General features: G+C 44.0%; 22 protein-coding genes, 8 tRNA genes and 2 pseudogenes. 17 read left to right on the top strand and 15 right to left on the bottom strand.

The features are described from left to right. Nucleotides 1–32 precede the first annotated feature (32 nt). On the top strand, nucleotides 33–803 hold the full coding sequence (gene uppP, locus WC715_02820) for an undecaprenyl-diphosphatase UppP (GenBank protein ID MFA6171365.1): 771 nt from the start codon (nucleotides 33–35) through the stop codon (nucleotides 801–803). Nucleotides 804–836: 33 nt separating this feature from the next. After that, nucleotides 837–1,148, top strand: coding sequence for a hypothetical protein (locus WC715_02825; GenBank protein MFA6171366.1), 312 nt, complete (start codon nucleotides 837–839; stop codon nucleotides 1,146–1,148). Nucleotides 1,149–1,218: 70 nt separating this feature from the next. Here the strand turns inward: WC715_02825 and WC715_02830 are convergent. The 6 genes from WC715_02830 to rny all read right to left on the bottom strand — a co-directional run bounded on the left by WC715_02830 (nucleotide 1,219) and on the right by rny (nucleotide 4,379). Beyond that, nucleotides 1,219–1,316 (bottom strand) — tRNA-Met (locus tag WC715_02830). Between the two features lie 17 nt (nucleotides 1,317–1,333). After that, a tRNA-Met gene (locus WC715_02835) sits at nucleotides 1,334–1,407 on the bottom strand. Between the two features lie 17 nt (nucleotides 1,408–1,424). Then, nucleotides 1,425–1,496, bottom strand: a tRNA-Arg gene (locus WC715_02840). A 150-nt stretch (nucleotides 1,497–1,646) separates the two neighbouring features. Beyond that, a complete protein-coding gene (locus WC715_02845) occupies nucleotides 1,647–1,928 on the bottom strand; it encodes an HU family DNA-binding protein (protein MFA6171367.1) in 282 nt (93 codons plus the stop codon). A 73-nt stretch (nucleotides 1,929–2,001) separates the two neighbouring features. Beyond that, nucleotides 2,002–2,808: a TIGR00282 family metallophosphoesterase gene (locus WC715_02850; protein MFA6171368.1), complete on the bottom strand. Its 807-nt coding sequence runs from the start codon at nucleotides 2,806–2,808 to the stop codon at nucleotides 2,002–2,004. A 56-nt stretch (nucleotides 2,809–2,864) separates the two neighbouring features. Beyond that, nucleotides 2,865–4,379, bottom strand: coding sequence for a ribonuclease Y (gene rny, locus WC715_02855; GenBank protein ID MFA6171369.1), 1,515 nt, complete (start codon nucleotides 4,377–4,379; stop codon nucleotides 2,865–2,867). 392 nt (nucleotides 4,380–4,771) lie between these two features. Between rny and infB the strand changes: the two genes are divergently transcribed. Further along, the gene (gene infB / locus WC715_02860; protein ID MFA6171370.1) at nucleotides 4,772–6,778 is read left to right on the top strand and encodes a translation initiation factor IF-2; all 2,007 of its coding nucleotides are present in this window, start codon (nucleotides 4,772–4,774) and stop codon (nucleotides 6,776–6,778) included. Between the two features lie 116 nt (nucleotides 6,779–6,894). Here infB and WC715_02865 read toward each other — a convergent pair whose 3' ends face one another. From WC715_02865 to WC715_02880, 4 genes are all read right to left on the bottom strand, one after another. Continuing rightward, on the bottom strand, nucleotides 6,895–8,076 hold the full coding sequence (locus tag WC715_02865; GenBank protein MFA6171371.1) for an MFS transporter: 1,182 nt from the start codon (nucleotides 8,074–8,076) through the stop codon (nucleotides 6,895–6,897). Between the two features lie 85 nt (nucleotides 8,077–8,161). Further along, nucleotides 8,162–8,235 (bottom strand) — tRNA-Val (locus WC715_02870). A 66-nt stretch (nucleotides 8,236–8,301) separates the two neighbouring features. Next, nucleotides 8,302–8,385 (bottom strand) — tRNA-Leu (locus WC715_02875). A 16-nt stretch (nucleotides 8,386–8,401) separates the two neighbouring features. Then, entirely contained in the window at nucleotides 8,402–8,764 is a 363-nt protein-coding gene (locus tag WC715_02880; GenBank protein ID MFA6171372.1) for a 50S ribosomal protein L19, read from the bottom strand. A 284-nt stretch (nucleotides 8,765–9,048) separates the two neighbouring features. Here WC715_02880 and rpsO point away from each other — a divergent pair. The 6 genes and pseudogenes from rpsO to WC715_02910 all read left to right on the top strand — a co-directional run bounded on the left by rpsO (nucleotide 9,049) and on the right by WC715_02910 (nucleotide 16,989). Continuing rightward, nucleotides 9,049–9,309 (top strand): annotated as a pseudogene (gene rpsO / locus WC715_02885) (30S ribosomal protein S15). A 135-nt stretch (nucleotides 9,310–9,444) separates the two neighbouring features. Next, a complete protein-coding gene (locus tag WC715_02890; protein ID MFA6171373.1) occupies nucleotides 9,445–9,957 on the top strand; it encodes an NYN domain-containing protein in 513 nt (170 codons plus the stop codon). Nucleotides 9,958–9,987: 30 nt separating this feature from the next. Beyond that, nucleotides 9,988–10,323: a hypothetical protein gene (locus WC715_02895; GenBank protein MFA6171374.1), complete on the top strand. Its 336-nt coding sequence runs from the start codon at nucleotides 9,988–9,990 to the stop codon at nucleotides 10,321–10,323. 232 nt (nucleotides 10,324–10,555) lie between these two features. Next, on the top strand, nucleotides 10,556–12,841 hold the full coding sequence (gene pnp / locus WC715_02900; GenBank protein ID MFA6171375.1) for a polyribonucleotide nucleotidyltransferase: 2,286 nt from the start codon (nucleotides 10,556–10,558) through the stop codon (nucleotides 12,839–12,841). Nucleotides 12,842–13,028: 187 nt separating this feature from the next. Next, nucleotides 13,029–13,946: a DUF4931 domain-containing protein gene (locus WC715_02905; protein ID MFA6171376.1), complete on the top strand. Its 918-nt coding sequence runs from the start codon at nucleotides 13,029–13,031 to the stop codon at nucleotides 13,944–13,946. Nucleotides 13,947–14,079: 133 nt separating this feature from the next. Further along, on the top strand, nucleotides 14,080–16,989 hold the full coding sequence (locus tag WC715_02910; protein ID MFA6171377.1) for a transglycosylase domain-containing protein: 2,910 nt from the start codon (nucleotides 14,080–14,082) through the stop codon (nucleotides 16,987–16,989). Between the two features lie 80 nt (nucleotides 16,990–17,069). Here the strand turns inward: WC715_02910 and dnaN are convergent, their stop codons facing one another. Then, nucleotides 17,070–18,212 (bottom strand): DNA polymerase III subunit beta, encoded by a 1,143-nt coding sequence (gene dnaN, locus WC715_02915; GenBank protein MFA6171378.1) that lies wholly within the window; start codon nucleotides 18,210–18,212, stop codon nucleotides 17,070–17,072. Between the two features lie 279 nt (nucleotides 18,213–18,491). Beyond that, nucleotides 18,492–19,835, bottom strand: a complete 1,344-nt coding sequence (dnaA, locus tag WC715_02920; protein ID MFA6171379.1) for a chromosomal replication initiator protein DnaA — start codon at nucleotides 19,833–19,835, stop codon at nucleotides 18,492–18,494. Nucleotides 19,836–20,165: 330 nt separating this feature from the next. On the opposite strand from dnaA, the gene rpmH reads away from it, so the two are divergent. Genes rpmH through WC715_02940 form a run of 4 tightly spaced genes read left to right on the top strand, consistent with a single transcriptional unit; the run spans nucleotide 20,166 to nucleotide 21,709 of the window. After that, nucleotides 20,166–20,303 (top strand): 50S ribosomal protein L34, encoded by a 138-nt coding sequence (gene rpmH, locus WC715_02925; protein ID MFA6171380.1) that lies wholly within the window; start codon nucleotides 20,166–20,168, stop codon nucleotides 20,301–20,303. A 2-nt stretch (nucleotides 20,304–20,305) separates the two neighbouring features. Then, complete coding sequence (gene rnpA, locus WC715_02930) at nucleotides 20,306–20,656, top strand: ribonuclease P protein component (GenBank protein MFA6171381.1); 351 nt, start codon at nucleotides 20,306–20,308, stop codon at nucleotides 20,654–20,656. Nucleotides 20,657–20,703: 47 nt separating this feature from the next. After that, nucleotides 20,704–20,961 (top strand): membrane protein insertion efficiency factor YidD, encoded by a 258-nt coding sequence (gene yidD, locus WC715_02935; GenBank protein ID MFA6171382.1) that lies wholly within the window; start codon nucleotides 20,704–20,706, stop codon nucleotides 20,959–20,961. Between the two features lie 25 nt (nucleotides 20,962–20,986). After that, on the top strand, nucleotides 20,987–21,709 hold the full coding sequence (locus WC715_02940) for a YidC/Oxa1 family membrane protein insertase (GenBank protein ID MFA6171383.1): 723 nt from the start codon (nucleotides 20,987–20,989) through the stop codon (nucleotides 21,707–21,709). Nucleotides 21,710–21,817: 108 nt separating this feature from the next. Here WC715_02940 and WC715_02945 read toward each other — a convergent pair whose 3' ends face one another. Further along, the gene (locus WC715_02945) at nucleotides 21,818–22,567 is read right to left on the bottom strand and encodes a diacylglycerol kinase family protein (protein MFA6171384.1); all 750 of its coding nucleotides are present in this window, start codon (nucleotides 22,565–22,567) and stop codon (nucleotides 21,818–21,820) included. 61 nt (nucleotides 22,568–22,628) lie between these two features. Then, nucleotides 22,629–23,027 (bottom strand): polymer-forming cytoskeletal protein, encoded by a 399-nt coding sequence (locus tag WC715_02950; protein ID MFA6171385.1) that lies wholly within the window; start codon nucleotides 23,025–23,027, stop codon nucleotides 22,629–22,631. 245 nt (nucleotides 23,028–23,272) lie between these two features. On the opposite strand from WC715_02950, the gene WC715_02955 reads away from it, so the two are divergent. The 3 genes and pseudogenes from WC715_02955 to trxA all read left to right on the top strand — a co-directional run bounded on the left by WC715_02955 (nucleotide 23,273) and on the right by trxA (nucleotide 24,097). Next, a tRNA-Arg gene (locus WC715_02955) sits at nucleotides 23,273–23,344 on the top strand. 305 nt (nucleotides 23,345–23,649) lie between these two features. Further along, nucleotides 23,650–23,723 (top strand) — tRNA-Ala (locus tag WC715_02960). A gap of 65 nt (nucleotides 23,724–23,788) precedes the next feature. Beyond that, nucleotides 23,789–24,097 (top strand): annotated as a pseudogene (gene trxA / locus WC715_02965) (thioredoxin). A gap of 199 nt (nucleotides 24,098–24,296) precedes the next feature. On the opposite strand, the gene WC715_02970 reads toward trxA, so the two are convergent. Further along, nucleotides 24,297–24,378 (bottom strand) — tRNA-Leu (locus WC715_02970). Nucleotides 24,379–24,638: 260 nt separating this feature from the next. Here WC715_02970 and WC715_02975 point away from each other — a divergent pair. Continuing rightward, complete coding sequence (locus WC715_02975) at nucleotides 24,639–25,004, top strand: hypothetical protein (protein ID MFA6171386.1); 366 nt, start codon at nucleotides 24,639–24,641, stop codon at nucleotides 25,002–25,004. Nucleotides 25,005–25,057: the final 53 nt, after the last annotated feature.

Raw genomic sequence — 25,057 nt, forward strand, 5'->3', positions numbered from 1 at the left:
TCCGAGCGCGTTATTAATAACAGAATCATGCCATGAGCACTCTTCACGCCCTTATCTTCGGTTTAGTCGAAGGCATTACCGAGTTCTTGCCAATTTCTTCGACCGGCCATCTAATGCTTACTTCCATAGTTTTGGGCCTTACCCAAACTGACTTTTTAAAAACCTTTGAAATCTCTATCCAATTAGGCGCTATCCTTTCGGTAGTCGTCCTTTACTGGCGCCGTCTCCTTACCAACTGGGAAGTGATGAAGCGGATTGCGATGGCTTTCATCCCGACCGGAATTATCGGATTTTTCGTTTATAAGACCGTAAAAAATTTACTTTCCAATATTTCTATTGTCCCTTGGACGCTTCTTATCGGCGGAATCCTTCTTATCATTTTTGAACTTTGGCATAAAAAAAGGCCAGAGGTTTCGGAACAAAAGTTAGAAGACATCTCTTACGCCAAATATTTTCTGGTTGGCGTTATCCAGTCGGTTTCCATGATCCCGGGCGTATCCCGCTCAGCCGCCACGATTATCGGCGGACTGGGTTTGGGCTTTAGCCGGAAAAATATCGTGGAATTTTCTTTTCTTTTAGCCGTCCCGACTGTCCTCGCCGCCACCGGCTACGACTTATTAAAAAATGCCAGCGCTTTTTCCGCTTCCCAATTCAACTCCCTGGCTATCGGTTTTGTCGCGTCATTCATCACCGCCTTACTTGCCATAAAATTCTTAATGAGTTATATCCAAAAACACAGTTTTATCGCTTTTGGAATTTACCGGATTGCCATTGCCATATTATTTTTATTGGCCATCCTCTAATTTATTAATTTCACTTAACGGGCAAGCAGTACTATGAACAAAACTAACTGCTGGGAACTTTTACAATGCGGCCGCGAGCCGGGCGGCTTAAAAGTCCATGAGCTTGGCTATTGTCCAGTGGCCCAGGACGGGATTGGCGAGGGAATTAACGGCGGCCAAAACCGGGGCCGGATTTGCTGGGCCGTAGCCGGAACCTTTTGCGGGGGCGTTGTCCAGGGAACCTTTGCCAAGAAGAGAGAAACTTGCGCTCTGTGCCCGCATTATTTAATGGTGCAGGATGAGGAGGGTAAAAATTTTATCAAACTTTTACCTGGCCAGAAAGATACCAAAAATAGAAAATTATAACCTGCCTTCGCGGTTTGAATTTAAAATCTTACGTACCAAAAACCCCTCAAAAAATGAGGGGATTTTTTTGTGGCTGGGGAGAGGCTCGAACTCTCGACCTTGGCGTTATGAGTGCCACGCTCCCCGCCCGTACCGAACGGTACGTTCGGGCGGGTAACCAGCTGAGCTATCTTAGATTAAGTGTGTGGCTGGGGAGGGGATCGAACCCTCGACCTTAGCGTTATGAGTGCTACGCTCTAACCAGCTGAGCTACCCAGCCATATTTAATTTTCTTTGTGCGCCCGGCAGGAGTCGAACCCACACCACTTGGTCCGAAGCCAAGCACTCTATCCATTGAGCTACGGGCGCGCTTTGCGGGAAATGTTCGCGCAATACTTATTAACACAAACTCGTCATTTATAAATAGCCCCGATACCGGGACTATTTTGATATTAGAACAAAATCTCTCAAAAAGTCAAATCTAGCTGCTTTTTTAAGCGATTCTCTTTTTCCGCACTTTTATCTCCCTTTTAAAGCGTCCTTCAAGGTTTTACCGGTTTTAAACTTGGCGACCGTCACTTCCGGAATCTGAATCCTTTCGTTAGGCTTTTGCGGATTAACTCCGCCGCGGGAATGGCGCTTTCTCGGAATAAAAGTTCCGAAGCCGGCGATGCGGACTTCATTTCCGGCCTTGAGTTCGCTGATGATGATTGTCACCAAGGCTTCAAGCATGGACTCGGCCTGTTTTCTTGTTGCCGGGGCTTCAGCTGCGATTTTTTCGATTAGTTGGGCTTTGTTCATAATTGATATGAGCGGGTCCGCACGCTGACAGCGTGCGGACGAGCGAATAAAATTATATCATTGATATATTGAATTACTTTATTTCTACGAACTCCGTTATCCTTTTTATAGACTTGGCTTTTCTGGTTTTCTCGTCAATCGCAATTACCACCGCGTTGAATATCGCCCGCCCCCTATCCGGAATAACGTGGGCGCGGCTGATGCCATCCAAATAGGTCTCCAAAACTTTTTCTTTTTCCACTCCAATTATCCCGTCGGCGAACCCAGCCATTCCGGCATCCGTAATATACGCCGTTTTATTTTTCGTAATTTCTTCGTCCGCGGTTTGGACATGAGTATGCGTCCCTATCACTGCCGAAACCCTTCCGTCAAGGTAATTTTTCAAAGCAACTTTTTCCGAAGTGGCTTCAGCGTGGATATCAATAATTATAGCAGAAAGGTTTTTAGCAGGCAAGCTAGGATTAGCTAAAATTCTATCTACCTCGCGGAAGGGGCAATCGTATGGAGTTTTGAAGAAAACCCGGCCGATTAAATTTATAATCAGAACTTTAAATTTGTTTTTTTTCAAAACAAAGAATCCTTTTCCCGGCGCCGATTGCGGCCAATTAGCCGGCCGTAAAATCGGTAAGTCAGACGGATATACATTCTCCAAACTTTTTTCCCGGTCAAAGGCGTGATCGCCGCCGGTAAAAAAATCGATTCCAGAATCCATCAACTCTTTAATCGTTGCTTCGGTAACGCCTTTGCCATGCGCAATATTGTCGGCATTGGCGATTACCAAATCGATTTTATTTTCTTTTTTTATTTTCGGCAAAAGTTTGGCAATGGCTTCCCGCCCGACTCTGCCCGACACGTCGCCGATAAAGAGAACCTTTAACATAGATTAACAATTATCAATTATAAATTTTCAATTGATCATTGGAAATTTATAATTGATTATCTCGCATATTCGGTTACCCGCATCTCGCGGATGACGTTCACTTTTATTTCACCCGGATATTTTAATTCTTCCTCGATTTTTTTGGCGATGTTTCTTGCCATATTATAGGATTCGACGTCGGATACGGTTTCTGGGGTAACGAAGATTCGGACTTCCCGTCCGGCTTGTATTGCAAAAGCTTTTTCCACCCCTTCAAACGAGGTGGCAATCCGCTCCAGTTCTTCTAACCGCTGGATGTAGCGCTCATAAGTATCCGACCGGGCGCCCGGCCTTGAAGCCGAAATGGCATCCGCCACCTTTACAATCACCGCCACCAAGCCTTTAGGCCGGTCGTCATGATGGGTTTCAATCGGATCGATAATTTCTTGGGGCAGGTTGAATTTACGGGCAATATCCCGGCCGATTTCCGGATGAGTGCCCTTAACTTCATGGTCAACGGCTTTGCCGATGTCGTGCAAAAGTCCGCTCTTTTTCGCTAAAGTTACGTCGGCTCCGAGTTCCGAAGCTAAAAGCGTTGCCAAATGCGCTACTTCTACCGAGTGGTGCAAAGCGTTTTGGCCATAGCTGGTCCGATACTTGAGCCTTCCTAAAATTTGCACTAATTTAGGATCAAAGCCGGTTACGCCGACGTCAAACATAGCTTCTTCGCCGGCCTTTTTAATATCAATCGCCAGCTCCCGCTTTGATTCTTCAATCGCGTCTTCAATTTTAGTCGGATGAATCCGGCCGTCTAAAATTAGCTTGTCTAATGTCCTTTTGGCAATATGCCTCCTAATCGCGGAAAATCCGGAAACCGTAATGGCGTTTGGCGTATCGTCAACGATTATTTCGGTTCCGGTCAATTTTTCGATAGTTTTTATATTCCGGCCTTCGCGCCCGATAATCCGGCCCTTCATTTCGTCTGACGGCAAATCAACGACCGTCGTCGTTACTTCCGGAGTATAGGAGGAAACGAGCCTTTGCATCGATTCGGCCATTATGCACCGGGCTTTTTCTTCCCAAATTTCTGTCGCTTCGCATTCTAATTTCTTAATCCGAATCATTAAGTCCTCTTTTGATTCTTCCTCAATTTTTTTATACAGCACTTCGCGGGCTTCTTCTTTATTCATTCCGGCAATTTCCTCAAGTTTTTTGGTTTGCGCCTCCATAATCTCTTTCACTTTGGCCTTAACTTCTTCCACCCGGTTAACTTTGTCGTACAAAGCCTGCTGTTTTTCCTGCAGTTCCAAAAGCTTCTGGGAAAAAGTGCTTTCCCGTTTTTCTAAACGCGATTGCAGGCCTTTTAATTCCTGCCGGCGCCTTTCTTCATCCCGCTTGGCTTCTTCAATGATTTTTAAAGCCTTGTCCTGGGCTTTGAGTAAAACTTCCGTGTGTTTGGATTTGGCTTCGGTTAAAATCTTTTCCGCTTTGTCTTCAGCCCCTTTGGTTCTCATGGCCTGCCGCTTTTTCATGGCAAAATAGCCAACAAAAAAACCGCCAACAGCCAGAATTAATCCGATTAAATATTCCATAGTCTTTAATTCCGCGTTTAGAGGTTTGGTGTGAACTGTTTATTAACAGTTGTTTGATTCAGTTTTCAACTTTTGAGAATTACTTTTTGGCCAAAGCAAAATTAAGCAAATTGGCTTTGCCCGAAAGGAGATTTTGATAGACCCGCCCGTACCGAACGGCACGTTCGGGCGCGGTAATTAGCATTTTGGCTAAAGTTTTGAAGATTTGGCTAATTATAGCTTTATAATTCTCAAATAATTTCATACCCGATTCCGAATTTTCCTCTAAAAACAGAACAATAATAAATTACTACTTAAAAGCTACCATATCGCCCGCTTCTTGGCAAGCTTGAAAATCAAGCGAGTTGACTAAACCCTCTTTTTCCCGTAAACTTAAATAAAATTAAGCGCTCATGGGTCTGCTTTTATGCATGTCCGGGGCTAAAATATCAACCATGAATATCTCCGAGCTAGCCAGAAGACTCCGAATCAACCCAGTCGAGCTAAGGGAAAAACTGCCTCTGCTCGGGATTCATATTGGACTAAAAGCCATTAAAATAGACGATCATACGGCCCAAAGGATCATCCGCGAATGGCCCCAGCTAATGAGGAGGCTAAACCAATCAATTCTGCCCGGTGAAATGGATAAGGCCCAAGCCCAGAGCGCGGAGAAAAAGAAGGTTTTGATTCCGCGGCAAATTAAAGTCCGGGAGTTTGCTGATTTGGCGCAACTGCCGGTTTCTAAAGTACTGGCCGAGCTCATGAAAAACGGGGTTTTTGTTTCCTTGAACGAAGAAATAGATTTTGATACGGCCGCTGTAATCGGCGCCGATCTTGGTCTGGAAATTGAGGCGCTCCCTGAAACCGAGGCCCATGCCGCGAAAGACAAAATATCCATTGATGATTTGATAAAAAAAGAAGTGGTCGGAGACTTAAAGCCCCGGCCGCCGGTAATCGTCGTTATGGGGCATGTTGACCACGGAAAAACCAAATTACTCGATGCCATCCGGCGCACTAACGTCGTCGACAAGGAAGCCGGAGGAATCACCCAGCATATCGGCGCTTATCAGGTGGAAAGGAAAGAGCGAAAAATTACTTTTATCGATACCCCCGGCCATGAAGCTTTTACAGCCATGCGTTCGCGCGGCGCTAAAGTGGCGGACATTGCCATTTTGGTTGTTGCCGCCGACGACGGGGTTATGCCCCAAACAACCGAGGCGTTCCAAATTATCAAAGCCGCCGGAGTGCCGTTTGTCGTCGCCATCAACAAAATCGACAAACCGGAAGCCGATATCAACAAAACCAAACAGGAGCTTTCGACAAAGTTAAATATCACGCCCGAAGACTGGGGAGGAAAAACCGTCGTTGTTCCGGTTTCAGCGAAAGTCGGAACCGGCATTGAAGAATTGCTAGACATCATACTGCTTACCGCCGATCTTGACCCGGAAAAGATTAAAGCCAATCCGGACACGGACGCGGTAGGAACGATTATCGAATCGCATATCGACAAAGGCGAAGGGCCGGTCGCGACGATTTTAGTCCAAAACGGCCGCCTAAAAGTCGGCAATCAGCTTACCAAAGACGGAGTGATCTTCGGGAAAGTTCGGGCCTTAAAAAATTATTTGGGAGAAAATATCGAATCCGCCGGACCGTCCAACCCGGCTAAAATCATCGGCTTGAAAGCCGCGCCGGCAGTCGGTGATATCCTGCAGGTCGGCGAAGGGAAAAGAGCGGTAATGCGCGATCTGCGCTTGCCGAAGAAAATGGGCGCCGGAAAGGAAAAACCGGCTGAAGGATTGTCGGCCGCCAAAACGATAAACGTCGTAGTTAAAAGCGATGTTTTAGGATCGGCCGAAGCTATTGACGAATCCTTGCAAAAAATTTCCAACCCGGAAGTAAAAATTGATGTCATCTTCAAGGGTTTGGGGAATGTTTCCGAATCAGATATCACCCGGGCCGAAGCGACCGGCGCGCAAATTTTAGGGTTCAACGTAAAAGTGCCAGCCGCGCTTATCGAATTGGCCCGCGAGAAAAACGTAAAAATAACTTTGTATAGCATCATCTACAATTTGATTAATGACATTAAGTCGCAGATGGAGGATTTGTTTGAACCAGTAATCAAGCGGACGGATTTAGGAAAATTAAAAGTGCTCGCAATATTTAAAACCGAAAAGGCGCGGCAAGTTGTCGGCGGAAAAGTTATTGACGGAAAAATCGAAAAAGATTCGCTTATTGAAGTCGTCCAGGGCGATGAAATAAAAACCCGGGGCAAATTATTAAAGCTACAAATCCAAAAGCAGGAAGTGCCGGATTGTTCTGAAGGCCAGGAATGCGGAATTGAATACGAAGGCGATCCGGTAATCGTGGCCGGCGACATTCTGCAATTCTACAAAGAAGAAAAAATCAAAAAGAAATTCTAATATCTGGGCCGTCATATAATTAGCCCATCCATGCCATTTTTCATCATCAACAAAAAAGCGCCCCTTGCCTGGGACGTTTTTTTTAAGTTTAACCAATTTACTAGGCTGGTGCGTTTTCAAGCTTTTACTTTTCTTAAAGCCAGGCTAAAAGCTAATATTGAGATTACTCCGATGGCCGTGCCGAATAAAAATGTCGCTTCCGGATTTATTTTACTCCAAAGCATGCCGGCAATATATCCGGCCGGAAGAGCCGCCAAGCCGGTAAAGGTATGGAAAGTCCCGAGAGCCGTACCTTTGATATCGGCCGGCGCGAGATCGGAGACAAAGGCGCGCTGGACGCCGTCCACCAAAGCAAAAAATATCCCGAAAAGGATAAAAGAAATTATCGTATAAACCATTCCGCTAAAAAGAAAAAGCCCGAAGGAAAGGACGGTAAACATGCCGTAGCCGGCTAGAAGCACGGGCTTTCTTCCGATTTTATCCGACCAGGAACCGGCTTTCATGGAAAGCAAAGTGTAAATTAAATAAAAAAGGGCGTAGAGCATAATAACTTTCTCATTTCCGAGTCCGTCATTTTTCGCCCGGAGCATTAAAAAAGCGTAATTGTAATTTCCCAAAGTAAAAATTGTCGCGATTAAAATAAAAATTTTTAGCTCCCGGGTTAACTCTTTAAATCCCACCCTAAGGGAAACTTTTTTTCTCTCAACCGCCGCCGCGCGCTTTGGCTCTTTAACAAAAAATATTACGGCTACGGAAATAAGGCCGGGAATAATCGCGAGCTTAAACAGGCTGATAAACCCAAAAATCGGGAGAAGTAAAGCGGCGGCTACGGCTCCGCCGACCGAACCGGCGCCGTCCATGGCGCGATGAAAGCCGTAAGCTTTGCCCATGGTTTTTTGTTCGTTTGATTCGGCGATGATAGCGTCGCGCGGCGCGTCCCGGAGGCCCTTTCCTACCCGATCCAGAATCCGGATTCCTAATACCGCGCCCCAGTTGGCGGCAAAAGCTAAAACCGGCTTCATTATTGCCGATAAAGTATAGCCGAAAAATACAAACGGTTTCCGCTTTTTTATTTTGTCTGACCAAAAGCCGGAAACTACTTTTAATAATGAGGCGGTCGCTTCCGCCGCCCCTTCTATTACGCCAACCGCCACCGCGCCACCGCCTAAAACTGACGTCACGAACAAAGGCAGTAAAGGAAAAACCATCTGCCCGCTTAAGTCAGTCAAAAGGCTAACTACACCGAGGATTATTACATTCCGCGATATGCCGGAGAAAATTTTTTTGAAGCTATTCATAATATAAATATTCTAACACATTCATTAAATATTGATGAGGATAGCTTGCTAACATAAAAACACCCTATAAAGGATGTTTTTAGTGTGGACAATATAGGACTCGAACCTATAACCCCCTCGGTGTAAACGAGGTGCTCTAGCCAATTGAGCTAATTGTCCCGACAGTGGGCGGGAGAGGACTCCCTGCCTGCCGGCAGGCAGGGAACCTCAATTGCCTGCTATATGTGCCGCAGAAGGGACTCGAACCCTTACGCTCTTGAGAGCACCAGCCCCTCAAGCTGGCCTGTCTACCGGTTTCAGCACTGCGGCCTTTATCGCCGGCATATTATTTAACCTTTTTCTCCTTAAGTTTCTTTTTGTAGCCGCGTTTTAAGAAGTAGAGTTTAGCGCGTCCGACTTTAGCTTGCCTTTTTATGTCCACCTTGGTGATGGTCGGCAAATGGACCGGAAAAATTTTTTCCACCTCCACTCCGTCGGACATTTTCCGGACCGTAACGGTTCCGCCCGGTTCTTTTCCGTGGCGGCAGGCGATCACCATACCCTCAAAATACTGGACCCTTTCCTTTTCCTCGCCTTTAACTGAAAGTTCTTTTATTTTTTGGTGGATGCGGACCGTCATGCCCGGTTTTAAGTCAAAAAGTTTAACGGATTTTTTTTCGGTTGTTTCCTTTATTTTTGTAGCGGTCATAATCGAAAATTAATGAAATTTTATTAAAATCGCAAGGTTAATCAAAAATAATCCCGCCAATAGCAGGATATGCATCAAACTATGCATTAAACATAGAAGAATTATACTACTTTTTGAAAAATAGTCAACCTGGGGCTCGATTTCCGGCCCCATTCCGCCGGGCGGACGATCCTTGATTTTCCCCCTAATCTATGTTATGCTTTGGGTAATCTTAAAAATTAATTCTATCCCTTTCTCGGGTTTAGGCGCGGACTAACGCCACTCCTGGGAAAATGGAAAAACCTATGCTAGACAAAGACACTAAGCAAAGAATCATTAACAAGTTCAAAGTCCACGAGACTGACACCGGATCTTCCCAGGTTCAAATCGCAATTTTGACCGAAGAAATCAAACGCCTAACTGACCATTTAAAATCGCATAAACACGACCATTCTTCCCGCCGGGGACTCTTAAAGAAAGTCGGCGAGAGAAGAAAACTTTTAAAATATCTCCAAAAGGAGAGTGAAGAGGCCTTCCGCGAATTGGCCAAAAAGCTCAAGCTGAAAATCGCCAAAAAAATGATTGAAGACGAAGAAGAGGAAAGAAAACGGCTGGAAGAAGAGCTGGGGCCCAAGGTTGAAACCGAAGAAACGGCTGTCGAAACCCAGACTGAAGAAAAAGAGAAAAAGTAATTTAAATTCATGATTAAACACAAGGAACAGCGGGTGGGAGTATTAGTGGATGTTTCCAACATGTACCACTCGGCTAAGAATCTCTATAAAAAACGGGTAAACTTCGGGGAAATATTAAAAGCGGGCGTGGCCGGCCGGAAATTAATCCGGGCGGTAGCTTATGTTATCCGCACCGAAACCGAAGAAGAAGCGCATTTTTTTGAAGCTTTAAGCCAGCAAGGCTTTGAAGTTGAAATGAAAGACCTGCAGATTTTCGCCGGCGGAATAAAAAAAGCCGATTGGGACGTCGGTATCGCGATTGACGCGATTAAATTAGGCAACAAGCTGGATGTTATCGTCTTAGTTTCCGGCGACGGCGATTATATTCCCTTGGTAAATTATCTGCAAAACACCATGGGCTGTATCGTTGAAGTAATGGCTTTCCGCCAGACTACTTCATCCAAACTCATAGAAGCCGCCGACGATTTTACCAATTTAAGCGAGAGCAAGAAATTTTTACTGAATCAAGGCAATTACAAGTAAGCGATAGATTCACATATTTTCATCGTTCATTTGACAACAACGCGTGGCGGGTTTGCCCGCTACAAAAACAAAGGAGGGAAACAGATGAGCAAAAAGGCTTTTTTGGCGACTGATGTCTGTGGTATGAGAACCGGACTGAATATTCTTGTCATTCCCCAGGAAAGCGGAAACAGTCTGGCAGTACACATTGCGGATGAAATATGGATTGAAGAAGAGAAAGGACGGCCAGGGCCGGAAAAAGTTGGACTGGCCGAAATCAATCTCCCCGTAGCGCTCTACGTGGAAGTAATCTGTGGCTACAAAGCCAATGTCTTATTCGACCATGTCATGGCGCGCCTGAAGGAGCTGGTCAAAAAAACAGAATGAAGGCGGAGAACACTACAAAACAATAGTGCGAATAAGCTCATTTTGTAGCGGGCGCAACCATTGGCCCGCAATCTTTTAAAGAACCAGTTTACATAAATAAAAAAATCATTTAAAGTCGTTTATTAACAATTAAATCCTGCCGTTGGCAGGTTAACTAAATAACTTGGCCGCCGGATACAAAGGCTCGTGAGATAATCTCATAGTCTCCAATCTGTCGGCCAGGCAAAAAACTATGCAAGGAAAAGAGCAAGTTTTCGAGATGGAGTGGCTTGGCCGCCCTCTAACAATTAAAACCGGCCGGCTCGCGAAACAAGCGCACGCCGCCGTAACGGTCCAATACGGAGAGACCGTGGTTTTGGCTACCGTAGTCGAAGCCAAACAGGCTAAGGAAGGGATTGATTACTTCCCTTTAATGGTGGATTTTGAAGAAAGGCTTTACGCCGCCGGGGTAATTAAAGGTTCCCGCTGGGTTAAAAGAGAAGGCCGCCCGACTGACGACGCGGTTTTAGCCGGCCGGATGATTGACCGTTCAATCCGTCCTTTGTTTGACGAAGCATCAAAAAAGGACGTGCAGGTTATTTTAACCATCCTTTCCGCTGACCGGGAAAACGACCATGATATCGTCGCCTTAAACGCCGCTTCGGCCGCCCTATCCATTTCCGGATTGAACTGGCACGGCCCCTTAGGCGGAGTCCGGGTCGGACGCGTTGAAGGTAAATTCGTATTTAACCCGACTTACGAAGAAAGGGAAAAAAGCGATTTGGATTTAATTGTCGCCGGCACAAAGGAAAGAGTAATCATGATTGAAGCCGGAGCTTCGGAAGTAAAAGAAGAAGAAATCTACGAAGCCATCTTAGCCGGACAAAAAGAATTACTGGGCTCAATCAAGCTGATTGAGGAATTAAAGAAAAAAATTGGCAAGACTTACGAAGCCCGGGAAAAGAAAAAAGTTTTGGACGAAGAGGAAATGAAAAAGGAAGCGGAAAAAGACGCCGCTTTTGAATTAGCGCGCAAATGGCTGGAAAAAAATGTCCAAAAAATTCTTTTTGACAAAGAGCACTATACTAAGGGCGAAAGAAAATTAGCTGTTGCCGCCATTAAAGAAAGTCTGGAAGAATATCTCTTAAACGAAAAAGTGCATAAGGACTTAAGACATAAAGCTATTAAAGAATTAGTCGAGCCGGCGATTGAAGCCGAAGTGACTCGCGGCATCTTAGAAAAAAAACAGCGGGTGGATGGAAGAAAGCTGGATGAAATCCGCTTACTTGAAGCCTCGACCAGTATCTTGCCGAGAAACCACGGCTCCGGCCTCTTTAACCGCGGCGAGACCCAAGTTTTGTCGGTCGTAACTTTAGGCGCGCCGGGACTGGAACAATCTTTGGAAGGCATTGAAGGCGTTGGCACTAAAAGGTTCATGCACCATTATACTTTCCCGCCTTATTCGGTCGGCGAAGTTAAATTTATCGGCTCAACCGGACGCCGGGAAATCGGCCACGGCGCTTTGGCCGAAAAAGCTCTAGCCGGCATGATTCCGGATAAAGAAACTTTCCCCTATACTATCCGCGTAGTTTCGGAAACTTTAGGCTCAAACGGCTCATCCTCCCAGGCTTCGGTCTGCGGTTCTTCTTTAGCTTTGATGGACGCCGGCGTACCGATTAAAAAAGCCGTAGCCGGAATCGCTATGGGCCTGGCTTCAATTCCAGACATGTCAAAATGGGAAGTCCTAACCGATATCCAGGACTTGGAAGACGGTAAAGGCGGCATGGACTTTAAGATCGCCGGCACCCGCGAAGGAATTACGGCTATCCAGCTTGATACAAAAACCATTGGGCTGGATAAAGATATAATAAAAAAGACGCTGGAGCAGGGAAAAAAGGCAAGAATGAAAATTTTAGATGTTATGGAAAAGGAAATTTCCGAACCGCGTCCGGAATTGTCAAAATACGCTCCGCGCATTACTACCTTGCGCATTCATCCGGATAAAATCCGCGAGGTTATCGGCACCGGCGGAAAAATCATTAACGCGATTATTGCCGCGACCGGCGTATCGATCGATATCGACGACGACGGATTAGTAATGATCTGCGGCACGGACGCCGAGAAAGCCAAAGAAGCTTACGAATGGGTGAATAACATTGTCCGCGAAGTCGAACCCGGAGAAATCTTTACCGGAAAAGTTGTCAGAATGTTAGACTTCGGCGCTTTCGTTGAAATTCTCCCGAACCGCGACGGCATGGTGCATGTCTCGGAAATGGCCCCTTACCGGGTTGGCAAGCCTTCTGACTTTTTAGAGATTGGCCAAACTGTTTCGGTTAAAATAAAAGAAATCGACGACCAGGGCCGGGTTAACCTGACAATGAAAATTCCGGAAAACGAAGCCCTCTGGGTCGGAGAAAAAGGAAAACAGGAAGGCAACGGCTTTGGAAATGGCGGCGAGCACCGCCCCCGCCGGGCTTTTGGCGGCGGCGGACGCGGCGGAGACCGTGATCGCGGTTCGAGACCTCCGAGAAGATTCTAAATATTTATTGCGCATATCAAAACACCTCGCACAAACGCGGGGTGTTTTCTTTTCTTGACCCTGCGCCCCACTGCGATATAATGAATTCAGGCTAATGGCATGTTTAATCGCAAGCAGTTGTTTTTAACAACGGATATTTCTAAGGATTAAAATAAATTGAGCGCGTTAATTCCGTAACTATAAACTTATGACTTCTGAATACCGCAAGCAATATTTTTTAAACAAGTATGTTTTAATTACCCCGGGACGGGCTAAGCGCCCGCATGAAATATTGGAACAAAGCCTGGAAGTTTCTAATTTTAAGTGCGAGTTCTGCCCCGAAGCGATTGAAAAAAGCGAATTGATAAAAACTTACGGGAAAGAAAAGCCCTGGAGCCTGGCAGTCTTGTCAAATAAATTTCCGGCAGTTGAATTAAAAAACGATAAGGCTTACGGCGTCCAAGAAATAATCGTCGAAACTCCGATCCATGAAAAACAATTCTCCAGCCTCGATATCGAACATCTCACTCTTTATTTTGAGGTGTTAGCCGACCGGCTAAAAGAAATCTCCAAAGACAAAAAAATTGAATATGTTTTAGAGTTTAAAAACCACGGCTCTAAAGCCGGCGCTTCGATTAAGCACGAACATTCCCAAATTTTCGCCACTAACATCCTGCCGCCGGATATTTTAGAAGAATTAAAACTCGCGCAAAATTATAAAATTGAGCACAACGCCTGCCCTTATTGCGATATTCTAAAAAAAGAGCTATCCGGCCCGAGAAAAATTTACGAAGACAGGCTAGCCGGAGCTTTCGCGCCCTTCGCGCCCGAATACCATTACGAAGCCTGGATTTTTACCAAGCGGCACGTAGATAATATTTCCCAAACAACCGCCGGAGAAAAAGAATCTTTGGCTCAATGCCTGAAGCTGATACTAGAGAAACTTAATTCCGCCGGCATTGATTATAATTTTTTCCTTCACCAGGTTGTTTCGCAAAAAGACCAGCATTTCTATATTAAAGTCCAGCCCCGCGACAAAAATATCTGGGGAGGCGTTGAACTCGGTTCGGGGCTGGTAATTAATTCTGTTTCTCCGGAAAAAGCCGCCGAATTCTATCAAAAATAAACGCCTTTGATAAACAATAAGGCTGAAATTGAAAAGAATGTTAATTGCTGATATACTTTACTTAAATCGGCAATTATTTTTTAATAGCAATTAATTTTCATTCCAGCCTGCGTTGCCCATTTATCCATATTTTATGACTTTCAGACATTTGGCCAATAAAACCAGAACCAATCAAAACTGGAGAGATTCTAAAAAATACTACGTCAAAGGGCCGGGCGGTGGCGGGCGGCGTAAAAAGACCTCTATATTATCCCTTCTTCTTTCCCGGAGAATGTTCAAGGCCTATTTTTACTTGTTTGCGGGAACAGCCTTATTTATCCTAATATCTATCGCCGTTTTGTCCAGCGGCCTGCCTGATCCCAAACGCTTGATGACCCGCGAAGTTGCCCAAAGCACAAAAATTTACGACCGCACCGGACAAACCGTGCTCTATGAAGTATATGGAGACGAAAAGCGAACTTTAGTCAACCTGAATGACATTCCGGATTACGTGAAGAACGCGACTATCGCCGTTGAAGACAAGGATTTTTACAAGCACGGAGGATTTAGCTTGTGGGCGATATTTAGGACCGCGGTTACGGACGTTTTATTCGGGAAAAAAGCCGGCGGCTCAACCCTGACCCAGCAATTCATAAAAAACGCGGTCTTAACCAACGAAAAAACCGTTACCAGAAAACTAAAGGAGTTGATTTTGGCTTACCGGGCGGAAAAAAAATTCACCAAAAACGAAATTCTCCAGATGTATTTTAATGAAATTCCCTATGGCTCTACGGCTTACGGAGTCGAAGCCGCCTCGCAAAAATATTTTGGCAAACCGGTAAAAAACGCAACCCTGGGCGAAGCGGCAATTTTAGCCGCCCTGCCCCAGGCCCCCAGTTTTTACTCGCCTTACGGCCCGAATCTGGACAGGCTTTTTGACCGCCAAAAATATATTTTGGGTTTAATGGCCGAGCAAGGATACATTTCAAAAGACCAGGCCGAAACTGCCAAAAATGAAAAAATTGTCTTCAAGGAACAAGACAATAATATTCTAGCCCCGCATTTTGTCATGTATATTAAAGCGCTTTTATCGGATAAGTATGGGGAAAAAATGGTTGAACAGGGCGGTTTAAAAATTTATACCACATTAGACCTCTATAAGCAGAAAGCGGCCGAAGAAGTGATCGCGGAAAAAGCGCCGGCTAACCAGTCTAAGTACGACGCCTGGAACGCGAGCCTGGTCTCGATTGACCCTAAAACCGGCCAAGTATTGGCCATGGTCGGCTCCAAAGACTTTTTTGGGGAATCACAGCCGGCTAATTGCGTTTCCGGAAAGAGCTGCAAATTTGAGCCTAATGACAATGTAGCCTTGCGCCTGCGCCAGCCCGGCTCGTCCCTTAAACCAGCCGTATATGCCACCGCCTTTTTAAGAGGCTATACTCCGGACACCATCCTTTATGACGTGGTTACTAATTTTTCGACTGACCCGTCCAATCCTTATGAACCGCATAATTACAATTTAAAAGAGTACGGGCCGATTTCCATGCGCCGGGCGCTGGCCGGCTCCTTAAACGTTCCGGCGGTAAAAACGATTTATCTGGCCGGAATCGGAAATGTTATTGACGTAGTTAATGACCTGGGCTATACCACCCTAAAAGATAAAGACCGGTTTGGGTTATCTTTGGTTTTAGGCGGAGGCGAAGTAAAGCTTCTGGAGCATACTAACGCTTACGGAGTTTTTGCCCGGGACGGAGTCTATCATCCGGTTTCGCTGATTTTAAAAGTAGAGGATAAAAACGGCAATGTCCTGGAAGAGTATAAAAACCAGGAAAGCACAGTTTTAAATCCCCAGGTTGCCCGGCAAATAAACAGCATTCTGTCCGATAATAACGCCCGCTCATACATCTTTAGTCCGAGTAATTACCTTACTTTAGGCGGCCGGCCGGTCGCGGCCAAGACTGGAACTACCAACGACTACCGCGATGCCTGGACGCTCGGGTTCACCCCGTCTATAGTAACCGGGGTTTGGGTCGGCAATAATAATAATTCGCCGATGAAGCGCGGCGCGGACGGATCAGTGGTAGCGGCGCCCATCTGGAATGCCTATATGAAAAGAGTTTTAGGCGATACGCCGGTTGAATATTTTAAAGCGCCGGACCCGGTTAGAACCGGCAAGCCGGTTTTGGATGGCAGTGCCGGACAGGTGGTAAAAATCGACAAGTATTCCGGCCTTTTAGCCACGGAAAATACGCCGCCAGACCAAGTGATCGAAAAAACCTTTCAAGACCCGCATTGCATCCTTTACTATGTCAACAAGAACGACCCAAGAGGCGCTTACCCCAAAAGTCCCGCTGACGACCCCCAATTTAGCCTGTGGGAGGGCGCTGTGCAGTCTTGGGCTAAGAGAACGGGTGTTGTTGCCACCTCGACGCCTCCGACCGAAAAGGACAATATCCACTTGCCTGAAAACAAGCCCGCGCTTTTCATTACCAACCTTGAAGACGGACAAACCATTACTTCCTCTTTACTCGATATTTCTATTAATGCCCAAGCGCCGCGCGGGATCGCCAAGGCGGAATATTATTTTGACGGATCATTGGCTTTTACTAACACCCAATTTCCTTTTAACTTTAACCAGGAGATTGACTTCCTTTCTAACGGCTTCCATAAATTAAAAGTTCGGGTTTGCGACGACGCGAACAACTGCGCGGAAAGCGAATTAAATTTAAATATTAATTTAAGCAATCAAACTCAAAAATTTAGCTTAAAATGGATTGAGCCGGCTAACGGGGCGGTATTGAGCGTAAATGACTTTCCTATTAATCTAGCCTTAAAATCCGATGACTATAAAGACATAAAAAAGGTTAATTTTTATTTTGCTAAAGCTGATGGTTCTTCGCCAACCCTGATAGGATCGGTTACATCCCCCCAAAACAGCATTATAAACGCTTCCTGGGCCCAGCCGCCGACGACCGGATCGGGTGATTATAAAGTTTACGCCATTATCCACTCCAAAAACGGCGCGGTCAAAAAATCAGACGAAAGAAACGTGTTTATTAAATAGCCTATAGAACGAGCCAATATAAAAGAGTCTGGTGTTTTACCAGACTCTTTTTTGAAAACATTTTTTTACGCTTCACCCACCTATCTTTTTATCGGCATGATTATATATAAATAATCCGGGTCCCCTTCGGGCTTTAAGAGGCAGGGCGAATTATTATCTACCACTTCCAGCCTAACCATATCGCTCTTTATGTTATTTAGCCCGTCTAAAAGATACCGATAATTCAAAACCAGGGCATTATCCAATCCTTTGGTGGCGGCTTCGATCTCGGCCAAATTTTCTCCAATATAATCCGAACATGAAGAGATAATAATTTTATTCTTTCCCTCGGGAATGTCCATGTTAATATCATTCACTTCGCTTCGGGAGAATATCGAAGAGGTCTTGGTGGCCCGCAATAACTCCTGCCGGCTGATTAAAATTTCAGTCTTTTTTGCCTTGGGGATAATCTGTGTATAGTCGGGAAATTGGCCTTCAATCAGGCGCGAAACCAATTCAGTTGATCCAAACTTAAACAATATCTGGTTTTCCGATATGTAGCATTTTACGTCTTTTTCCCCGTCCAGCATCTCATCTTCTTCGCCAATATTGCTTAAAATTCTAATTACTTCTTGGACCGTCCTCGCTGGAACGATTATTTTTCTGTCTTCAATATCTTTATCGGCGTTGCTTTTTACGATAATTTTTTTCTCGGCCAGCCGATAACTATCAGTGGCGGCTAAAGTTAATTTTTCTCGGTTAAAAGTAAAAAACACTCCGGATAATTCAAGGCGGGACTCATTCCCTGAAGCCGCGAATATTACTTGTGAAAGGGCGCTTTTTAATTCCTCGGCGCTGGCGATAGCGTAATAAGTATTTTTTTCCACGCTGGGAATTAAAGGAAAGTCGTCTGACGGCTGTCCGTTTATTTTAGTTTTATATTTGCCGCAGGCCACGGCAATATGGTTGTCTTTTTGTTCTAAGTCAACTTTTTCGTTAGGCAGGAGGCCGATATAATTAGTTAAAATTTTAGCGTCGACCGTAAAGCCGCCCTCTTTTTCAATCTTCCCCCGAATTGAATGGGTTACTCCTATCTCAAGGTTGGTCGAAACTAAAGTAATCATTCCCTTTTCAGCCTTAATTAAAACGTTGTTTAAAATCGGCAGGTTAATATTTTTACTGGTAATATTGCCAACCAAACCCAATCCCCGCTTAAAGTTTTTTTCCAGTATTGAAATTTTCATATATGAATTTGAGATCGCTTGTGAGTTTAAATTACGGCTTTAACCCAGCGGCAAAAAATTAATAAATTAATATAATATAAGATAGTAATAGTAATAAGCGGTGTTGATAACTGTTAATAATCTTAATTTAATCTTAATCTTAGCCTTAATCCCGCCTTAATAATCCCGGGAAAACCTCTTAATCTAGCTTGTTGAAGAAAAGTGGATAACCCGGCATTCTGAAATCGCCGGGTATAACCTGTTATCAACTAAGGAGTTATACACCCCTATCTCCCCAGCTTATCCATCCTTAATTAACTGCTTAATCGCTTCAATTTCCTGCTTAATCCGGCTATTATCTTCTATCTCTTTACTAACTTTGCTAAAGGCGTGCATGGCAGTGGTGTGGTCGCGGCCGCCCAATTCATCCCCAATAGTCGGGTAAGAAATATTTAATTCGGAACGAAGTAAATACATAACAATCTGCCGGGGCTTTACCAGGTCTTTTTTTCGGCTTTTACCAATAATGTCTTTAACTTCGGTCTCATAAAATCCGGAAACCGCTTCTAGAATTCTTTTAGTTGAAGTCGGCCGGGCGGAAACAGTGATAATATCGCCTAGAATTTGCTTAGTTGAATCAACTGTCGGCTTGGTGTTGTTGAATTCGTGGTAAGCGATTAGGCGGTTTAATACCCCCTCAAGCTCTCTAATATTGGAGATGATATTTTCGGCGATATAGTTTAAAATATCCAAAGGGATAAGGAAATTTCGTTCCCGGCATTTGGCGTCTAAAATCGCGACCCGGGTTTCTAGATCAGGCTGCGATATATCGGTTATCATCCCCCATTCAAAGCGGGACAAAAGCCTCTTCTCCAGGTAAGGGATTGATTTTGGCGGCCGGTCTGACGCCACCACAACTTGCTTGTTGGATTGGTGGAGCTCGTTAAAGGTGTGGAAGAACTCTTCCTGTGTGCTTTCCTTGCCGCTAATGAACTGGATGTCGTCAACTAATAAAAGGTCAACGTTGCGATAGGTGTCTTTAAATTCTTTAGCCTTGCCGTTTCGGACGGCTTGGATATAGTCATTAGTGAATCTTTCTGAAGAAACAAATAAAATTTTATTGGTTTTTTTGGCTAATTCATGGCCGACGGCTTGAATGAGGTGGGTCTTTCCCAAGCCTACTCCGCCGTAAATAAATAAGGGATTGTAGGCCCGGCCGGGATTGGAGACTACGGCCTGGCAGGCCGCGTGGGCGAGCTCGTTTCCCTTGCCGACAATAAAGTTATCAAAAGTATAGCGGTTGTTTAAGCCAAAGCGGTTTTGCGGCTGGGGTTCAAAGGCTTCGTAAGCGCCTTGGGCGATTGGCTGATCGGCCCGCCGGGGAGCCTCGCGCTTAATCGCTTCAATTTTGTAAATAATCTCCTTAATTTTTTTATTAACAATCCTTTCTAAAGCCAGGCCGATTTCTTTGTGGTATTTTTTTTCCAGCCAGGTTTTTGTAAAATTATTGGGCACGCTGATAATTACCCGATCTTCCTCTATATCGGAGATTGAGGTGTGCTTAAACCAGGTGGTGAAGTTGGCGCGGGATAAGTTCAATTCGATTTCACCCAAAACGACTTGCCAAATTTGCTCCTTATCCATAAAAAATCTCCTTTAAAAATTAACCTATATAAGAGTTCAGAGAGTATAGTCTAAATTATAATTTAAATAAAAAAATATGAGAAGTACACAACCTGTTGATAAGCTGTGGAAACGGGAAAATAATTAAAAGGCCGGCGCTTAGCAATCTTATTCTATAGGGAAGAAAAATAATTGGCAATAGCCTGGGACGATTTTTTAAGCCCAAGCGCACAAGCGCTGAAGAGGCGATAAGAATAAAGACTGTAAACGGGCTTTTTGTTGACTAAATCAAAGGCTAATGTTATCTTTTAGTTATCGCGATAAAAGTTAACTGAATTATTTAAAGAAATTATGCCAAAACGAACCTTTCAGCCTAAAAAGAGACAGGCTAAAAAAAAGCACGGCTTCAGGAAAAGAATGCAAACTAAAAACGGACAAAAAGTGTTAAAGAAGAGAAGGCAAAAGGGCCGCCAGCGTTTGTCTAAATAGTCATGCTTCCCCAACCATATCGATTAACAAAAAACAAAGAGTTTGACCAGGTTTTTACCAAAGGAAAAGCTTATTATACTGATTGTCTTGGGGTAAAATGCGCGAAAAATGGCTTAGAAATAAGCCGTTTTGGTATTTTAACCGGCACTAAAGTCTCGAAAAAAGCGGTTATCAGGAATAAAATTAAAAGAAGAATCAGGCAAGCCCTGATAACCCAGATGGATCTTTTAAAATCCGGTTATGATTGCGCCATAATTTGCCGGCCGCCGGTAGTTAAGAAGGACTATCAGGATATTCTAAAGCTTCTTCAGCACTCGTTTTCAAAGCTTAAGCTGTACAAAAAACCGCTTTAGGCAGTTCGCGGCATTAATACGCCGTTTTAGCGATTCTATGCCCTTTTATGAAAGATTATTTTACCTACTTCCCCCGCCATGTTGCCTTATTTCTTATCCGTTTTTACCAAAAGACCCTGTCTTTTGACCATGGCCTTTTGCAATACCTCTTTCCTTATGGCTATTGCCGGTTTAAGCCGACTTGCTCCGAATACGCCATTAGCGCTATTGAAAAATACGGACTATTCCGGGGCGGAGCCAAAGCTGTTTGGAGGGTGCTTCGCTGCAACCCTTGGAACAAAGGAGGACATGACCCATTAAAATAAATTAAATAGCTTTTAGCCCTCAATTATGTATAGTATTTATCATGAATTTTTCTATCGCCCGGTCTTTAATTTGCTAGTCTATATTACCCATGTTATTCCTGGAGGCGATTTGGGGCTGGCCATCATTATTTTTACGATCATTATTAAATTAATCCTTTTGCCCTTATCCAAGAGCTCGATTAAATCCCAGAAGTCTTTGCAAGACCTTCAGCCCAAAGTGGACGAGGTAAAGGCCAAATATAAGGATGATAAAGAAGCCCAGGGCCGGGCAATGCTCGAGCTTTATAAAGTGCACAAAGTAAATCCGTTTTCTTCCTGTCTTCCCCTTATAGTACAGTTCCCTTTTTTAATCGCAATTTTTCGGGTTTTTCGGGAGGGAATTAACGCGAGCCAAGCTAACCTCCTTTATTCTTTTGTCCAGATGCCGGCGCACATAAATAATATGTTTTTAGGAATCCTTGACCTTTCCAAGCCAAACATCGTTTTGGCCATTTTGGCCGGCCTGGCCCAGTTCTGGCAGGCTAAAATGATGACTACTAAACGGGCGGAAATAAAGGCTCCGGCGGCTAAAGATGAGGATTTTACGGCTATTTTAAACAAGCAAATGCTATATTTTATGCCGGCCATGACGGTTTTTATCGGCTTGACCCTGCCCGGCGGATTGTCGCTTTATTGGCTAATCACTACGGTTTTGACCGCTCTTCAGCAGGTTTATATCTTTAAACAAAATAAAAAACCGGCAACTTAAGCCGTGTTTAGCAACGTTTTTTCAGTTTAAAACAGTCCGCGGTTTTTCTGCCAGCATGCTAATCAGGCCAGAAACGGCTGATTCTCTTGCTCTTGGGAGGGCGGCAGGCTAAAAGCTTCGGTCTTTTCCTACAATGACGTTTAGAGCGCCGTGCGCCGCCATAATATCGATATTGCCGGTTACCTTGAGGAAGTCATTAAAAATTATTGGGTTTTTGCTTCGCAAGCCGGCCCTTTTAAAAGTAAAAACGCTTTCGAAATTATTTTCGCTGAATATCACTTTTTTCGGCTTCCTGGTTTCTAAAAGAAGCTGTAAGCTTCCGTCTTGCGGACTGAAATTCACGCCCTGGGGCAAGGCAATGTCAGAGGTGGCTAAATTAATAACCCGGATAGAGCCGGGCTTTTTTAATTCGACCGAATATCCGGAATCGATTTCAAGATTCAAATCCTCCGAAGCGGTCGTCAGTTTGGAGAGGAAATAAAAATTGCCGATCATTCCCAAGTCCATTTTTTCCACGCGGCGGGCAGACAAGATGTCGCAGGATGCGACTTCCGGTTCAATGCCTAAAGACTCGGCGATATAATTATTCTTTTTTCCTACCGGAATTATGCCTAAAGGGACGCTCGAATTGGCCATACAGCGGACGATCTTTTCAATCGTATCGTCATTGCCTACGGCAATGATAGTTTTGGCCCCTCTTTTTATTTCGTCCCTTACCAGCTCGTTGGTTTTTTTCATTACTCCCAGCCGCCCGATTTTTCCATTCAAGCCAAGATCAGTAATGCGCGCCTCGATTTGCGCTAATATTCGGGTATATTTACCCTCATTTAGAAAATTATCGTAGATATAAACATGCATAATCGCTTAGCAATTACCCGCCTTGACGGTCGTCTAGCCGGCGCGGAATAAGTTCGCGTTATTATTTCGGCGCCGTTTTGCCGTTTTCTTTTGTTGGCTGGCCTTCTTTAGTCATTTGGCATTGGCCGTTAAAAATTGCTCCCTTGGCAATGGAAATTATTCCGGCTTCAATATCCCCTAAAATTTTCGCGGTTTCGGTAATTTCTAAATAGCCGCTCACCTTAACGTTGCCTTTTACTTCCCCGCCGATGATAGCCTCTTTGGCGGAAACGTCGGCCGAAATTCGGGACTTATTTTTTAACTGAAGCATGTTCCCGCAGCGCAGGTTTCCTTCCACTTCGCCTTCAACAACAATATTGCCCTCACAGTGGAAATCGCCTTTGACTTTTACCGAAGGGCCGACAATAGTTTCCACCTCTTTCAAATTTACGTTCGAATCCCCGTTTGATTTTGTAAACATAATTTTATTTCTATTTGATAAATATGTTAAGGACAAGGCTAATTCAAGTTTAAATCAATTCCCGGCGAAAAACAACATTGACATTTGATAGGCTATTAATTATAATCGATATGAGTGAGCCCCGCATTACGCGGGACGAACGAATGAGATAATATCATCAGACATATTTAGTTTATAAGCATAGCATGAGCTATGTTTTCTAAGTGAAAATTTGCTTTAAAACGACAAAAGGCAAAATCACTTTTGCCTCCATAGTTCAATGGATAGAACAAGGGACTCCTAAGCCCGAAATCCAGGTTCGATTCCTGGTGGGGGCACAAAAGGGACTTAAGTCCACAGTTCTCTGGACTTAACTATTCTGGCTGTGGATAAGTGGGGAAGTTAAGTCCACAGTTCTCTGGACTTAACTCAATCTGGGTGTAAAATCCGTTCTCGCAACAAGGCTGTTGATAATATGGAGATAAGTCAGGTAAATTGTGGGAATAAGTGATAGATAAAGTTAATATTTTAGCTAAAGTTAGCCAAATATTAGCTTAATCAATAATTAATCAAATTTTGTGGATAATCTGTGGGTAAGACAACAGAAGACCGCATTAAGAATAGGCCAAGCAGTTTAGAATAAGGGCTTATAGCTCAGTTGGCTAGAGCGCTTGCATGGCATGCAAGAGGTCGTGGGTTCGAGCCCCACTAAGTCCACCGTGTATATACTCAAGATCCCCGCGATACAGAAAATTAATCGTTTTTGTGAAAACTCTACAAATATGAGTGAAGAAAAATTAAGTTTAACCGCTGTTGAAAAAATCCAGGGGCTATTATTGATTGATTTTTTTGCTCCTTGGTGCGGACCTTGTCGCACAATGTCTCCGATAATTGATGAAATTAAAGAAGAATATAATGGTAAAATAGTGGTGGAGTAGGTAAATGTTGACGAGAATGGAGAGTTCTCGGAGAAATTCAATATTATGAGCATCCCGGCCTATATTCTTTTTAAAGATGGGAAGGTGGTTGAGCAGATAACGGGCGCGAGGACTAAAGATAGTCTAAAAGAGATGCTTGATAAGCATTTATAGGTTGAAACATATTATAACATAAAATGACTATTGTCCACAAAACTGTGGACTTTTCTTTTTATTTTAGACCATACTAATATTAGCCAAATAAAAAAGTTAAGTCCAGGCTACTGTGGACTTAACTCAATAAGAGAAAATGACACATTCCAAAAAAGATAATTGGCTATCAGTCTGGAAGGAGTCGTGTTGTGTGCTAAGGTGGGCGAGAGAGGACTTGAACCTCCACGGGTTGCCCCACATGCTCCTAAGGCATGCGTGTCTGCCAGTTTCACCACTCGCCCTTTTCTATAATTGTGTAATTTGTTTGCCTTCGCAAAAATTAGGTAGGATAATCTTTTATAAAGGCCGGTCGTTAATAACCGGCTCTTTCTTCAAAGCGAATACATCCAGACTCTTTTTATTGTCGTTTAATGTAAAATGTTTGTCAAGAACTTACTGCTAAAAACTACGTAAAAAACTTAAAAAATTAGCTATTGAATTATAATAATAAAGCTGATAAAATTAATTCATAAGACTAACTCATTATCCAAAAGCCTATATTATGATGGATGAAAAAAAATCCCAAGGGCGGGGTGTAAAAAATGAATCTGAAACGGGCGGCAAAGAAGAGAAAGTTGACGTGGAAAATAATAAAGCAGTCGCGGCATTGTCTTATATTTTCATTCTGTTTTTAGTTCCGTTATTAGCAAGAAAAGACTCAAAGTTCGCCCAATTTCACGCTAAGCAAGGATTGGTTTTGTTCGCGCTCGAGTTGTTGGTATTTATTTTCATTTGGGTTCCGTTATTGGGCCAGCTAGCCATGCTGGCTCTTTTGATAATATCGGTTTTAGCGATTGTGAAGACGTTGAACGGCGAGCGTTGGGAGATCCCTTATGTAGGCGAATGGAGCAAAAAGATTAACCTATAAATTAGTATTTATTATTCATTCTGCGGGCTTTATTGAAATTATTTTTAGCTAAT

The organism is Patescibacteria group bacterium, from assembly GCA_041661505.1.
Taxonomy (GTDB): domain Bacteria; phylum Patescibacteriota; class Patescibacteriia; order Patescibacteriales; family JBAZCA01; genus JBAZCA01.